The following is a 14,064-nucleotide window of genomic DNA, read 5'->3' as shown; positions in this document are numbered from 1 at the left end:
ATTTTGCTATTTTTTATTAAATTAATATAAAAAAAACAATTTTTTTTACAAAAATGAAAGAATTAAAGTATCTAAATAAATATTTTGTAAAATATAAGTACAGATTTATTTTAGGATTAATATTTACAATTTTAGCACAGATTTTCTCTTTATATACTCCAGAATATATTGGAAAGTCTATAAATTCCATTCAAGAATATGCTAAAACTAACCCCGAATTAGCAAGAGAAGAATTACTCCATAACATTTTAATTATATTGGCAACCACTATAATTGCTGGTTTATTGACTTTTTTGATGCGACAAACTTTAATTGTAATGTCAAGACACATTGAGTTTGACCTAAAAAATGAAGTCTTCAAACATTATGAAAAATTATCACAGAGTTTCTATAAAAGAAACAGAACAGGTGATTTAATGAACCGAATAAGTGAAGATGTTAGTAAAGTAAGAATGTATGTTGGTCCTGCTGTAATGTATTCTTCAAATACCATCATTCGCTTTGGAGTAGTCATTATATATATGTATAATATTTCTCCAAAACTTACGCTTTATTCATTATTACCATTGCCATTATTATCGTATAGTGTTTTTAAAATTAGCTCTCAAATTCACAAAAAAAGTAGTTTATACCAACAAAACTTATCAACCTTATCTTCATTTGCACAAGAATTTTTCTCTGGAATTAGAGTCATAAAAGCTTATGCTTTAGAAAATAATAAATCGGAAGAGTTCAGAAAACTTACTCAAGATAGTAAAGACAAAAATTTATCATTAGCAAAAACCAATTCGCTTTTTGGACCTTTGATGATATTGTTAATCGGATTATCAAATCTAGTTGTTATTTATGTAGGTGGAATGATGTATATTGATGGAAGTATTGAAAATATCGGTACAATTGCACAATTTATTCTTTACATAAATATGTTGACTTGGCCAGTTGCTTCATTAGGTTGGGTTTCATCAATGATTCAAGAAGCAGAAGCATCACAAAAAAGATTGAATGAATTTTTAAACACAGAACCAGAAATTCAAAATTTAGTGGCTGAAAAATCAATTATTGAAGGAAAAATCAGTTTTAAAAATGTATCTTTTACTTATGAAGATACTAATATTCAAGGTTTAAAAAATGTTTCTTTTGAACTTGAAAAAGGAAAAACATTAGCTATTTTAGGAAAAACAGGTTCAGGAAAATCAACTATATTGACATTGATCAGCAGATTATATGATCCCACAAAAGGAGAAGTTTTAATAGACGATACTTCATTAAAAAATATTAATCTTAGTGATTTAAGAGACAGCATTGCTGTTGTACCTCAAGATGCTTTTTTGTTTTCAGATTCTATAAAAAATAATATCAAGTTTGGAAAAGAAGATGCTACTGATGAAGAAATAATAGATGTTGCTAAAAAAGCAGCTGTTCATCAAAATATCATCAACTTTTCTCAAGGTTATGATACTATTTTAGGAGAAAGAGGAATTACGCTTTCTGGTGGACAAAAGCAACGAGTATCTATTGCAAGAGCTTTTATCAAAGAATCCCCTATCCTACTTTTAGATGATTGTTTAAGTGCTGTTGATACAGAAACAGAAGAACAAATTTTGAATAATTTATTACAATTGACACAACAGAAAACAACTATAATTGTTAGTCATAGAGTTTCATCTGCCAAAAATGCTGATAAAATTATAATTTTAGAGGAAGGTCAAATTATTCAGCAAGGTTCTCATAATCAATTAATAGAAATTGAGGGTTATTATAAGGAGCTTTACAATAAACAACTTTTAGAAAAAGAAATTTACTAAACTATTGTTTTATAATATTTTTTTTTAGAATTTTGGTTTAAGTTTAAACTTAAAAAAACATACCGAAGGATTATGAGCGACAAAGACATGTATGAAAAGGAAGATATCTTTTCTAAAGTATTAAGAGCAGGAAGAAGAACTTATTTCTTTGATGTTAGATCAACAAAAGCTGACGATTATTATATTACAATCACAGAAAGTAAAAAGTTCACGGAAGAAGATGGTTCTTACCATTTTAAAAAACACAAAATTTACTTATACAAAGAAGATTTTGCAGCTTTTAAAGAGATATTAGACGAAATGACAGATTTTGTTTTAGAAAACAAAGGAGAAGAAGTAATTTCTGAAAGACATCAAAAAGATTTCAAAAAAGAAAGTTATGACTCTCCAGTTGAAACCACTGAAGAATCAACTAAAAGTTTTACAGATATCAGCTTTGATGATATTTAATTCAACCAAACTAAATTTAAAAAAACCATTCCGAATAAGAATGGTTTTTTTTATTCTATTTTTTATTTTGAATATCCTTTTTAATCCATTCTAATTCAGGATCAATGCCTGATAAAATATCATCAATTGTTGGAACAATCTCTACATCAGGAAAAATTCCTCTACCTTTTTCTTCCGTTTTATTTGTAGCAGCAATATCCATAATCCACAATCGTGTTCTCAGTTTTGAATTAGGTAATTCATAGGAAGAAGTTCTTCCAGCTACTGTTCCGTTAAAGGCTCCTCCAGTTTCTTCACCTACAAATGTAATCTCAGTGTTTTCTTTTAATTTAGACGAAATAATACAAGCAGCAGAGAAACTTCCACCGTTGATTAAAACATAAATTTTTCCTTTAAAATAATTAGCCTTATGAGGTTTTTCTTTACTGCTTTTCATTCTAAAACGATATTCACCATTTTCATCTTTTCTTGTTTTTAACATCAAAACACTTGCGTAAAATGGATATGTTGGTATAGCTAAAACATACAATGATTTGGGCATAGAACTCAAATAATCAGCTTGTAACAAACTTGTTTTAGAAGTAACTTTTGCTTCTTCAATCAATTGAAAAGTTGAATCTGCAGTTAAATAAGAATACAATTCATGTATTTCATTCAATCTTCCACCAGGATTTCCTCGCAAATCTAAAACCAAATTCTTAGTATCTGTATTTCGTAATAATTCAAAAACTTCTTTATAAGCTGTTTTATAACCACCTTTTGAAAAATTTCTTATTTTAAAAATGGCTGTACAACTATCAATATCAGTGAAAGTTAACGTTTTAGTATATTTTTTTTTGGTTTTATCATAACCATAATTATAGTTGTATTCGTCTTGTTCTCTTTTCTTTTTCTTGGCTAACTTTTTTTCTTCTTTAGTCAACTTTTTAACGACTTCTTCTTTTGTTTTGGCTGTAGAAATTGAATCTTTCTTTTCTTCTTTTTTTTCTGTTTTCTTATCAGGAAAACGCTTAATTAATTTGGTATAAACAGAATCATAACATTTTAAATTAAAATTTAAACTATCTCTTAAACCCAATTCATAGAACAAATAATTACCAAAACGCATGGTAAAAGCATAAGGAATAAACGTTTCATTAAAACCATCCGAAGAAAATGTTTTTCTGTATTTAGAGAATAAATCTTGAGGTGTAATATCTTCTATTGAAACAACTTCTGTTCCTGCTTGAATAGTTGAATCTTTTGATTTATTCTTCATAATGAAGAGTTTGTTATCAATAAATTTATAGTCAAATTGAGAAACTGGTCCCAATCCTTTTTTCTTCATTTCCTTTGACTCTTTTCTAGAGTATTCTGCAATTATTGGATTCATGGAAGCGTGACCTTGACGAACTGCAGCTAAAAGTGGACTAACTTTAAAGTAAAATTCATTGGGTTTTAAAGGGATATTGATAGTACTTCTAACACTATCAAACTTTCTTCTTAAATCTTCTTCAGAAATGAATTGATGCAAACTTGGCTGAATTTTCTCAATCTTTCGCTCTAAATAATTAACATCTTCAATTTGTTCTTTCACTGATAAATTACTTTCAAGCAAAGCATTATGCTTTTGGACAGAAGAACAATTACTTAAAAATAAAATAACAAGTGCTGCAGAAAAATATTTTTTCATAAATTAAAATTGATAAGATGACAAATTAACCATTTTTTATGAAATGAAAAAGTTAATTAAAATGTAATTTTTGTAAATTTACCTATGTTAAAATTGAAAAAGAAAATAAATAATACTTTCACTGAAGAATTACCTGCAGATTTAATTACATCCAATGAAACCAGACAAGTAGTTGAAGCTGCATTTTCATATGTAAATCCAGTGAAACCAAAAAATCCAAAATTAATTCATGTTTCAAATGAAGTAGCTGAAAGTGTTGGTATTTCTAAAGAAGAAACTCAATCTGAAGAATTTTTAAATATTTTTTCAGGAAATACTATTTTAGAAAACACCAAACCTTATGCCATGGCTTATGCGGGACATCAATTTGGAAATTGGGCAGGACAATTAGGTGATGGAAGAGCCATAACTCTTTTTGAAGCAACACACAATGAAGAAAGTACAATGTTCCAATTAAAAGGTGCTGGAAAAACACCTTATTCTCGTCGAGGTGATGGTTTAGCCGTTTTGCGTTCGTCTATTCGTGAGCATTTGTGTAGTGAAGCTATGTACAATTTAGGAGTTCCAACAACTCGCTCGTTGGCATTATTTACAAGTGGTGACTTGGTTTTGCGTGATATTTTATACAACGGAAATGCTGATTATGAAAAAGGAGCTATTGTTTGTAGAACGGCTCCAAGTTTTATTCGTTTTGGAAACTTTGAATTATTTGCTTCACGCGAAGACACTAAAAACCTTCAATTATTAGCTGATTATACCATAAAACATTATTATCCAGAAATCAAATCCGAAGGAAAAGAAAAATACCTTGAATTTTTTAAAACTGTTGCTGATAAAACGCGAGAAATGATTGTACATTGGCAACGTGTTGGTTTTGTTCATGGTGTGATGAACACTGATAATATGTCTATTCACGGAATTACAATCGATTATGGTCCTTATGGTTGGTTAGAAGATTATAACCCAAATTGGACTCCAAACACTACTGATAATGAACATAAACGCTATAGTTTTGGCAATCAACCACAAGTTGCTCAATGGAATTTATTGCAATTAGCCAACGCTTTATTTCCATTAATTGAAGAAGTAAAACCTTTGGAAAAGATTTTAAATGATTTTCCTATAAAATACGAATCTGATTATATTGACATGATGCACAAGAAGTTAGGTTTTAAAAATTCCAACGAAGTAACCAAAAATTGCATCTATCTTTTAACTGAAAATTTGCAATTAACAGAATCAGATATGACGATTTTCTTTCGTAGTTTAAGCCAAGTTTCCAAAGAAGATACTGTTGAAATTGCATTTGAAAAAATAAAAGATGCCTTTTATACTTTAGAAGAAACCAAAGAAGCCATTTACGACACTTGGATGTATTGGTTTACAATGTATATCAATCAGTTACAAAAAGAAAAGCAATCTGATTTGGACAGAAAAAAAGCAATGGATTTGGTTAACCCAAAATACGTTTTACGAAATTACATGTCACAATTAGCAATTGATGATGCTGACAAAGAAGATTATAATTTGCTAAATGAACTTTACGAAATGCTTTTAAATCCTTATGAAGAACAAGAGCAATATCAAAAATGGTTTGCCAAAAGACCTGATTGGGCTAAAAATAAAGTAGGTTGCTCTGCTTTGTCGTGTAGTTCATAATATTAAGTTAAAAACAAAATCTGATACAAGTTAGATTAAAAAAATAAAACTATGAAAGCTATTTGGAACAATCAAGTTATCGCAGAAAGTGACAAAACTCAAGTTGTTGAGGGAAATCATTATTTTCCTGCTGAAAGTATTAAAAAAGAATTCTTTTCAGCATCTCAAACACATACAACATGCCCTTACAAAGGGGTTGCGAGTTATTACAATGTCAATGTGGAAGGAAAAGAAAACAAAGATGCCGCTTGGTTTTATCCAGAAGTTAAAGCTGGATTCACTCCAATTAAAGGATATGTTGCTTTTTGGAAAGGTGTTACCGTTGAAAAATAAAATTATGACTATTGAAACTATAATTCAAAAATTTAAAGTAACTCGAACGAATACAGAAAATCTCTGTAAACCATTGGCTATTGAAGATTATTCGGTTCAACCCAATGAAAATGTTTCTCCTCCAAAATGGCATTTAGCGCATTCAACTTGGTTTTTTGAACAGTTCATTTTAATTGAATTTGATAAAGATTATCAAGTTTTTCATGAAGATTTTGGCTTCTTGTTCAACAGTTATTACAACAATGCTGGAAAAAGAGTTTTGCGACCAAACAGAGGTTTAATGACGAGACCTGTTGTGGCTGAAGTTTTGGAATATCGAAACTATGTAACCCAAAAAATCATTGATTTAGTTGAAAAAAATCCTTCAAATAAAATTCTAAAACTCCTTGAAATTGGAATAAATCACGAAGAACAACATCAAGAATTATTGGCTTATGATATTAAATTTATTTTAGGAAATCAACCGACTTTTCCATCTTTTGAAACTAAAATGCATTTAAAAGAAGAAACACAAAAACCTGAATTTATCAAAATTGAAGAAGGTGTTTATGAAATTGGACACAATGATTCGAGTTTTTGTTTTGATAACGAATTAGGTTTCCACAAAACATATATTCAAAATACAGAAATTGCAAATAAGTTAGTCACAAATGGTGAATTTATCGAATTTATGAAGGCTGGTGGCTACGAAGATTTTAATTTATGGCACGCTGAAGGTTGGGATTTTATCAATCAAAACAACATTAAAGCTCCTTTGTATTGGTATAAGATTGAGGACGAATGGCACTATTATAATTTCAATGGATTGGAAAAAGTAAATCCAAATTTACCTGTAATACATTGCAGTTACTACGAAGCTTATGCTTTTGCAGAATGGAAAGGAATGCGTTTACCAACCGAATTTGAATGGGAAATTGCATCTGAAAAACTAAATTATGGTCAACTTTGGGAGTGGACTTCAAGTGCTTATTTGCCTTATCCCAATTTTGAAAAAGCAGCAGGAGCCTTAGGAGAATATAACGGAAAATTTATGGTGAACCAACACGTTTTAAGAGGTTCATCAATTGCAACACCAAAAAATCACAGTCGAAAAACCTATAGAAATTTTTTCCATACTAGTTCACGTTGGATATTTTCTGGAATTAGACTTGCAAAAAAATAAAAAATTAATGAATCAAACTTTTTACAAAGATGTAATTGAAGGGCTTTCAAAGCATCAAAAAACACTTTCTTCAAAATATTTTTATGATGATGCTGGTGATAAAATTTTTCAAGAAATAATGCAAATGGAAGAATATTATCTTCCACAATGCGAATTAGAAATATTAAACAATCAAACAGAAAAAATTGTAAAAAGTTTTGGCTATGACAGTTTTGATATAGTAGGCTTGGGAGCTGGTGATGGTTCAAAAACAAAGCATTTTTTAAAGAGAATTACCGATTTAAATAAGAAAGTAGTGTATTATCCTTTGGATATTTCTGCTGATGTTTTGGAGACTAATAAAAAAAATGTGCAACAGCATATTCCAAACCTTGAAGTTTATCCAATTGCAGGAGATTATTTTGAAACGTTAGATAATTTAGTGCATGATAATCCTAAAATTATTTTGTTTTTAGGAAGTACCATTGGAAATTATGATAAAGAAAGTGCAGAACTGTTCATGAAAAAGATATATGATATGATGGACGAACGCGATATTTTGATGGTAAGCTTTGATTTGAAAAAAAATCCACATAAAGTTTTGGCTGCTTATAATGATGAAAAAGGAATTACCAAAAGGTTCAATTTAAACCTGTTAAAAAGAATAAACCGTGAATTAAACGGAAATTTTGACATCGAGCAATTTGATCATTATCCTTATTACAATCCAATTTCTGGCACAACATATAGCTATATTTTTAGCAAAATTGATCAAACGGTAACCATTGAAAATCAAGAAATTAATTTTAAAGCTAACGAAATGATTCACACAGAAATTTCTCAAAAATATAGTTTAAATACCATTGAAATCTTCAAAAATAATATTGGTTTTAAAAGTTTGGAACATTTTTTAGATGAAGGAAAAAATTATACAATAAGTTTATTTAAAAAGTAAAAAAATGAGTTCCATTGGAATAATTGGTGGCATTGGCTATAAAGCAACTTCCTATTTTTATGATAAGATAAATGCTTTATATGAACAGCAAAATGGAAGAGGAAATTCTTGTCCTATCCTACTCGTTTCTTTAAATTTTAAAGAAATAAATGCTTTGTTGCCTTATGAAATCGAAAAAGTAGCTGAATTAATCACTCCAAACATAAAATATTTAGACCAACAAGAAATTACTTGTGCCGTTTTGGTAAATAATACAATGCACAAAGCTTTGGATATAGTTTTGGACAAAAACGAACTATTGAAACCTTATTGTCATGTTGGAAATTTGGTAAACCAAAAATTAAATGAAATTGAAGAAGTTTCCAATATTATAATTTTAGGAACAGCTTTTACGATGCAAGATGAGTATTTGAAATCATTTGTTCCAAAAAAACACAATTTGATTACACCAAACAAAGAAATCATTGAACAAGTTGATGAATTGAGAAAAATATATTTTCAAAGTTCTGATGAAGAAAAGACAATCAAATGTTATCAATTATTAACTAAAACTTATACAGAAAATGTAATTTTTATTGTAGCTTGTACGGAGTTATCAATTGCATTTTCAAACATAAAACATAAAACAAATTGGGTTGACACCATTGATTTACAATGCGAAGCAGCTCTAAAAACTTTAAAAGATTAATACTATGCTAAACTGGAATAACTTAATACAATTTGCAAGAACTGGAAATCCTGAACCTGATAAAAAAGTAGTAAAAACAGAAGCAGAATGGAAAGCTCAACTTACGGAAGAACAATACAGAATCACCCGTTTAAAAGGAACAGAACGACCACATAGTTCAGAATTATGTTCGCTTTTTGAACCTGGAATTTATGCTTGTGTTTGTTGCGATACATTATTATTTGATGGAAGCGAAAAATTTGAAAGTGGCACAGGTTGGCCATCATTTACCCAACCTATAAAAGAAAATGCAGTTGGTTATATAAAAGATATTTCTTTTGGAATGATTCGAATTGAAGCGGTTTGCAATACTTGTGATGCACATTTAGGTCACGTTTTCCCTGATGGACCAGAACCAAGTGGTTTGCGTTATTGTATGAATGCTGTTTCTTTGAAGAAGGTGAAGTAGGTTTTAAACCATTAAGGTATTTAGAAAATTTAAGAGTACTCAATGAAACTTAATTTCTTAATGGTTTAATTTTTAATAAATTCTGAATCTAAATCTCTAAAAATTACTATTCGTGGCTTACTGAAGAAAAATCTTCTATAAAAATAGGTGTTAAAACTTTCATCTTCAAATTCAAAGTGAATCCTAGTACCATTAATTCCATGTTCTAATTTCCAAGTTCCTTCACCCCAACTATCACTTTTAAAGGTTCCATCATTAAGAATTTCTAAAACTTCGTCATTATTAATTCCTTCTGATGCAAATGAATCTTCAATGTTACTTATGTAAGAACCTGTAATTAAATAAGTAGGGAAAAATGTGTTATAAATAAATATAAATACAGTTAATAATAACAAAGCATATCTTTTTTTAGCTTTCATAATAAATAATTCTTAAAATAAATTTATTCAACAATCAATTTCTTCGATTTAATAAACTTATTGTCTTTGTAATAAAATGCTTTTCCTTTACTTAAATCAACTTTTATAAAATCACAATTTGGAATGATTTTTAATAAGGTAGGTTTTCCCATGTATGATAATTCAACTTTTTTAGTTTTATTATTCATGATAACAAATGCATTTCCATCAAAATCAGTTTGAACAATTTTTGAATTATTAGAAATTAAACTCGCACCTCTTAAAGCACCTTGATTATCAAAAATTTGAAAGGTTATATTCTTATTATTTTTATAATTTTCAAATCCATAATCATCAAACATTTTTCTGAAATATCCCAACCTTTTATCACACTCTAAACCTAAAACGTCTTTAAATTCTTTAGATTTAGGAAATAAATAATATTGAATACACTCAAAACAAATTTCTAGAACTGAAATTACTTTTTCATTTTTATCAAGAAATATAATGGCATTTCTTGGAGTATAGCAATCAACAACTGAAATTGTTAATAGTGTGTCATTAGCTTTTGTTTTGTAATCATAATTAAACATGAGGTTACTCAACTCTTTTATTGTTTTACTTTTAAGTTCAACAATTTTAGTAGCATCATATAATTTAACCTTCAAAGAATCATGAAAAACAAATTCCTTTTCAATTTTGTATCCAAATTCAGATAAACCAACACTATCCTTTCTTTTTAAATGATATTCTTCAGCATTTGGATAACTTATCAACAAAATCATTTCAGCTTCACTAAAAGGAAAAATAGCATTTCGCTCTTCAACAGTTGTCGTTCCAAAAAATCCACACTCAACATTACTTTTATCCTGTGAATATGAGATATAGTGAAGACACAAAATAAGTAGTAAAATGTTGAAGATGTTTTTCATAATGGATAATTAAATACTTAAAATTAGATAAATCCAAAAATATACTGGAACTAAAGAAATCATTACTAATATAATTTTCTCCTTCAATTGTTTAATTTCTTTTAAAATAAGTGTAGAATTAATCAAAGATAAAAGTAAAGCAAAAAATTGAAGTAAATAACAAGAGTAATTTCCATAAACATAAATCCATCTATAATCAGAAAACCTAAAATATCTTGAAACTCTGACTATAAAAAAAGCAGCTAAAAAAGCAACAATAATATAATCTGTATTTCTATATAAGTTTTTAAAAATCATATTATTATTAATTGAAATTAACTGCTAACTATAAACTGAACACTGCAAACTTCCTTAAATCCCAGCGACTTCCGTAATCTCTCCAATAATTCTATTCGCTAAATCATCTGCTAATTGTTGGGTTTGAGCTTCTGTGTAGATTCTAATAATTGGCTCTGTGTTTGATTTTCTTAAGTGTACCCAATTTTCAGCAAAATCAATTTTTACACCATCTATTGTAGTGATGTCTTCGCTTTTGTACTTTTCAGTCATGGCTTCTAAGATTGCATCAACATCAATTTGAGGTGTTAATTCAATTTTGTTTTTACTCATGTAATATTGAGGATAGCTCGCTCTCAATTCGGCAACAGTCATGTCTAAATTAGCTAAATGTGTTAAAAATAATGCTACACCAACCAAACTATCTCTTCCGTAGTGACTTTCTGGATAAATGATTCCACCGTTTCCTTCACCACCAATTATGGCATTGGTTTTCTTCATTAATTCTACCACATTTACTTCACCAACAGCACTGGCTTGGTAGTTTCCGTTGTGTTTATTCGTAATATCACGCAAAGCACGAGACGAACTCATGTTAGAAACCGTATTTCCTGAAGTTTTGCTCAATACGTAATCAGCACAAGCTACTAAAGTATATTCTTCACCAAACATTTCACCATCGTTCGAAATGAAAGCTAATCTATCCACATCAGGATCAACTACGATTCCGAAGTCCGCTTTTTCATCAACAACTAGTTTACAAATATCTCCTAAATGTTCTTTTAAAGGTTCCGGATTATGAGGAAAATGACCGTTTGGTTCGCAATATAGTTTCACGACTTCAACACCCATTTGCTCTAATAAATTCGGAATCACAATTCCACCAGAAGAATTCACACCATCAACAACTACTTTGAATTTTCGTTTTTTCACCGCTTCAGCATCAACTAAAGGTAAATCCAACACTTCATTAATATGAATATCCATGTATGAATCATTCACCGTAACTTCACCTAATGAATCTACATCCACAAAATCAAAAGCTTCACTTTCTGCAATTTCAAGGATTTTTTCTCCTTCAGCTCCACTCAAAAATTCACCTTTTGCATTCAGTAATTTCAAAGCGTTCCATTGTTTTGGATTGTGAGAAGCTGTTAGAATAATTCCACCATCAGCTTTTTCCAAAGGAACAGCAATTTCAACGGTTGGAGTTGTTGATAAACCTAAATCAATGACATCAATTCCTAATCCAACCAAAGTATTTTGTACTAAATTATGAATCATTGGACCCGAAATTCTCGCATCTCTTCCAATAACAACTTTTAGTTTTCTTCCAGCTTCTAACTTCCCTCTTCCAGTTTTCAAAAATGTTCCATAAGCTGAAGCAAATTTTACAGCATCAACTGGTGTAAGGTTCTCTCCTACTTTTCCTCCAATGGTGCCACGAATTCCTGATATTGATTTTATTAAAGTCATTTTTATTTTTAGGTATTAGGTTATGGGTAAATGGTAATAGGTTACCAATTTTGAAAAACAAAGATAGCAAGTTGAAACTAATAAAAAAATTGATTTAAATTAGTATATTTACCATTAACAAAATTATTCAAATTATGAATAAAAAAATTACCCTATTGGTTTTCTTATTTTTTGCGCCTTTTATGTTTTCTCAAGAAGTTTCGTCCGAATATAGGTATAAGAAAGAAAAAAATAAATCAGGTTGGAATTTTACTGAACAAGATAATATTATTCTTTATTCAAATAATACTTTTTTAAGAACTTATAGTTTACAATATCATGAAGTTATTAAATTTCAAGAAAAAGGAACATGGGAAATGAAAAATAATACACTTACTCTGAAAATAGAATATAAAAAAGTAGAAAAGTGGATTGAGACTGAAATTTTTCAATATTATAAAGTTAAAAATAAAAGCATAATTCAATTAGATAATTTTAATGAAAATAGAAAATTAAAAAAAATCAATTAATATTCTCAATCCCTTTTAACCATTTAAACACCTAACCTTTTAACCTATTTAATGAATTTCCTAGCCCACATTTACCTTTCTGACAACAACGATTTCATAAAAATCGGCAATTTTATGGCTGATGGTATTCGTGGAAACGATTATTTGAATTATCCTGATGAAATCAAAAAAGGGATTATTTTGCATAGGTATATTGATACTTTTACTGATGCGAATGAAACCTTTAGAATAAGTAAACACAGGCTTCATGAACGTTATGGGCATTATTCTGGTGTGATTGTAGACATTTTGTATGATCATTTTTTAGCTAAAAATTGGAATAAATATTCTGATGAATCTTTAACTAGTTTTGTTTTTCGTTTTTATCAACTTTTACAAGACAATTATGATGTTTTAAGTCCAAAGACAAAAAGAATTCTTCCTGTAATGATAGAACAAAATTGGCTGAAAAGTTATGCAACTATTGAAGGTATATCAAAAATATTATATCAAATGGATTACAGAACAAAATTCAAATCTAAAATGCAATTTGCTGTAGAAGAATTAGAAACTTTTTACAGTGATTTTGATAATGAATTCACTTTATTTTTTGAGGAATTGCGAAATCATGTGAAAGAAAAATTGATTGAATTAAATGAACTTTAAAGAAGAACTCATCAAGGAATTAAAAGCAAATTCCAATCATGAAATAGCTATTCCAATGGAAAATTACATGAAAAATAATTTCACGTTTTTAGGAATCAAAACCGAAAATCGAAGAGCTATTTTTAAAGCTGTTTATGAAAAACATAAACCAGAAATCAAACTAAATTACAGAGAAATCACTTGGCAACTGTATCAAGAAAAAGAGCGAGAAATACATCAATGTGCTATTGATTTGATTCAGAAAGAAATTAAAAAAAAGTTTGTCATCGAAGACATTCAATTCATTGAAAAACTTATCATTACAAATTCTTGGTGGGATTCAGTTGACACAATTGCTAAATATTTGGTTGGTGGTTATTTAGAACAATTTCCAGCAGAAACTTTAAAAGTAATTGAACGCTTTTCCAATTCTGAAAATATGTGGTTAAACAGAACTGCTATTATTTTTCAATTAAGTTACAAAGAAAAAACCAATTTTGATTTACTAAAATCCGAATGCGAAAAACACAAGCATTCCAAAGAATTTTTTATCCAAAAAGCAATCGGTTGGGCTTTGCGTGATTACAGTCGTTTTAATCCAGATGCAGTAAAAAAATATGTGGAATCAACCAACTTAAAACCGTTGAGTCAAAAAGAAGCTTTACGTTTACTCTAAAAATCTTTCACAATCCAATCAA

At 28.9% G+C, this 14,064-nt stretch carries 16 protein-coding genes; 11 read left to right on the top strand and 5 right to left on the bottom strand.

Annotated features, from left to right (window positions below):
- The first annotated feature begins 53 nt into the window (after nucleotides 1-53).
- The gene (locus AABJ49_RS10605) at nucleotides 54-1,805 is read left to right on the top strand and encodes an ABC transporter ATP-binding protein (RefSeq protein ID WP_338378250.1); all 1,752 of its coding nucleotides are present in this window, start codon (nucleotides 54-56) and stop codon (nucleotides 1,803-1,805) included.
- A 72-nt stretch (nucleotides 1,806-1,877) separates the two neighbouring features.
- Nucleotides 1,878-2,255, top strand: a complete 378-nt coding sequence (locus tag AABJ49_RS10600) for a PUR family DNA/RNA-binding protein (protein ID WP_338378249.1) — start codon at nucleotides 1,878-1,880, stop codon at nucleotides 2,253-2,255.
- Nucleotides 2,256-2,310: 55 nt separating this feature from the next.
- On the opposite strand, the gene AABJ49_RS10595 is transcribed toward AABJ49_RS10600, so the two are convergent.
- Complete coding sequence (locus AABJ49_RS10595; RefSeq protein ID WP_338378248.1) at nucleotides 2,311-3,927, bottom strand: S41 family peptidase; 1,617 nt, start codon at nucleotides 3,925-3,927, stop codon at nucleotides 2,311-2,313.
- A gap of 93 nt (nucleotides 3,928-4,020) precedes the next feature.
- Between AABJ49_RS10595 and AABJ49_RS10590 the strand changes: the two genes are divergently transcribed.
- The 6 genes from AABJ49_RS10590 to msrB are packed head-to-tail and all read left to right on the top strand — an operon-like array spanning nucleotide 4,021 to nucleotide 9,151.
- Nucleotides 4,021-5,586, top strand: a complete 1,566-nt coding sequence (locus tag AABJ49_RS10590) for a YdiU family protein (protein ID WP_338378247.1) — start codon at nucleotides 4,021-4,023, stop codon at nucleotides 5,584-5,586.
- A 51-nt stretch (nucleotides 5,587-5,637) separates the two neighbouring features.
- Nucleotides 5,638-5,919: a DUF427 domain-containing protein gene (locus AABJ49_RS10585; RefSeq protein WP_338378246.1), complete on the top strand. Its 282-nt coding sequence runs from the start codon at nucleotides 5,638-5,640 to the stop codon at nucleotides 5,917-5,919.
- Nucleotides 5,920-5,923: 4 nt separating this feature from the next.
- Nucleotides 5,924-7,081 (top strand): ergothioneine biosynthesis protein EgtB, encoded by a 1,158-nt coding sequence (egtB, locus tag AABJ49_RS10580; RefSeq protein WP_338378245.1) that lies wholly within the window; start codon nucleotides 5,924-5,926, stop codon nucleotides 7,079-7,081.
- Between the two features lie 7 nt (nucleotides 7,082-7,088).
- Nucleotides 7,089-8,015, top strand: a complete 927-nt coding sequence (locus AABJ49_RS10575; RefSeq protein WP_338378244.1) for an L-histidine N(alpha)-methyltransferase — start codon at nucleotides 7,089-7,091, stop codon at nucleotides 8,013-8,015.
- Nucleotides 8,016-8,019: 4 nt separating this feature from the next.
- Nucleotides 8,020-8,703 carry an aspartate/glutamate racemase family protein gene (locus tag AABJ49_RS10570; RefSeq protein WP_338378243.1) on the top strand — a complete coding sequence of 228 codons (684 nt, stop codon included), beginning with the start codon at nucleotides 8,020-8,022 and terminating at the stop codon, nucleotides 8,701-8,703.
- Between the two features lie 4 nt (nucleotides 8,704-8,707).
- Nucleotides 8,708-9,151 carry a peptide-methionine (R)-S-oxide reductase MsrB gene (gene msrB, locus AABJ49_RS10565; RefSeq protein WP_338378242.1) on the top strand — a complete coding sequence of 148 codons (444 nt, stop codon included), beginning with the start codon at nucleotides 8,708-8,710 and terminating at the stop codon, nucleotides 9,149-9,151.
- A 65-nt stretch (nucleotides 9,152-9,216) separates the two neighbouring features.
- Here the strand turns inward: msrB and AABJ49_RS10560 are convergent, their stop codons facing one another.
- Genes AABJ49_RS10560 through glmM form a run of 4 tightly spaced genes read right to left on the bottom strand, consistent with a single transcriptional unit; the run spans nucleotide 9,217 to nucleotide 12,233 of the window.
- On the bottom strand, nucleotides 9,217-9,570 hold the full coding sequence (locus tag AABJ49_RS10560) for a hypothetical protein (protein WP_338378241.1): 354 nt from the start codon (nucleotides 9,568-9,570) through the stop codon (nucleotides 9,217-9,219).
- A 23-nt stretch (nucleotides 9,571-9,593) separates the two neighbouring features.
- Complete coding sequence (locus AABJ49_RS10555; protein ID WP_338378240.1) at nucleotides 9,594-10,481, bottom strand: hypothetical protein; 888 nt, start codon at nucleotides 10,479-10,481, stop codon at nucleotides 9,594-9,596.
- A 9-nt stretch (nucleotides 10,482-10,490) separates the two neighbouring features.
- Nucleotides 10,491-10,778, bottom strand: a complete 288-nt coding sequence (locus tag AABJ49_RS10550; protein WP_338378239.1) for a hypothetical protein — start codon at nucleotides 10,776-10,778, stop codon at nucleotides 10,491-10,493.
- A gap of 54 nt (nucleotides 10,779-10,832) precedes the next feature.
- On the bottom strand, nucleotides 10,833-12,233 hold the full coding sequence (gene glmM / locus AABJ49_RS10545) for a phosphoglucosamine mutase (protein ID WP_338378238.1): 1,401 nt from the start codon (nucleotides 12,231-12,233) through the stop codon (nucleotides 10,833-10,835).
- A gap of 134 nt (nucleotides 12,234-12,367) precedes the next feature.
- On the opposite strand from glmM, the gene AABJ49_RS10540 reads away from it, so the two are divergent.
- From AABJ49_RS10540 to AABJ49_RS10530, 3 genes are read left to right on the top strand one after another with little or no spacing between them, the layout of a single operon-like run.
- Nucleotides 12,368-12,742: a hypothetical protein gene (locus AABJ49_RS10540; protein WP_338378237.1), complete on the top strand. Its 375-nt coding sequence runs from the start codon at nucleotides 12,368-12,370 to the stop codon at nucleotides 12,740-12,742.
- Between the two features lie 51 nt (nucleotides 12,743-12,793).
- Nucleotides 12,794-13,387, top strand: coding sequence for an acyl carrier protein phosphodiesterase (locus AABJ49_RS10535; RefSeq protein ID WP_338378236.1), 594 nt, complete (start codon nucleotides 12,794-12,796; stop codon nucleotides 13,385-13,387).
- A complete protein-coding gene (locus tag AABJ49_RS10530; protein WP_338378235.1) occupies nucleotides 13,377-14,042 on the top strand; it encodes a DNA alkylation repair protein in 666 nt (221 codons plus the stop codon). The genes AABJ49_RS10535 and AABJ49_RS10530 overlap by 11 nt, the downstream gene beginning before the upstream one ends.
- Nucleotides 14,043-14,064: the final 22 nt, after the last annotated feature.

The organism is uncultured Flavobacterium sp., assembly GCF_963922255.1.
Lineage (GTDB): Bacteria > Bacteroidota > Bacteroidia > Flavobacteriales > Flavobacteriaceae > Flavobacterium.
Note: the sequence above shows the minus strand (reverse complement) of the source record. Positions and strands in the feature narration are given on the sequence as shown.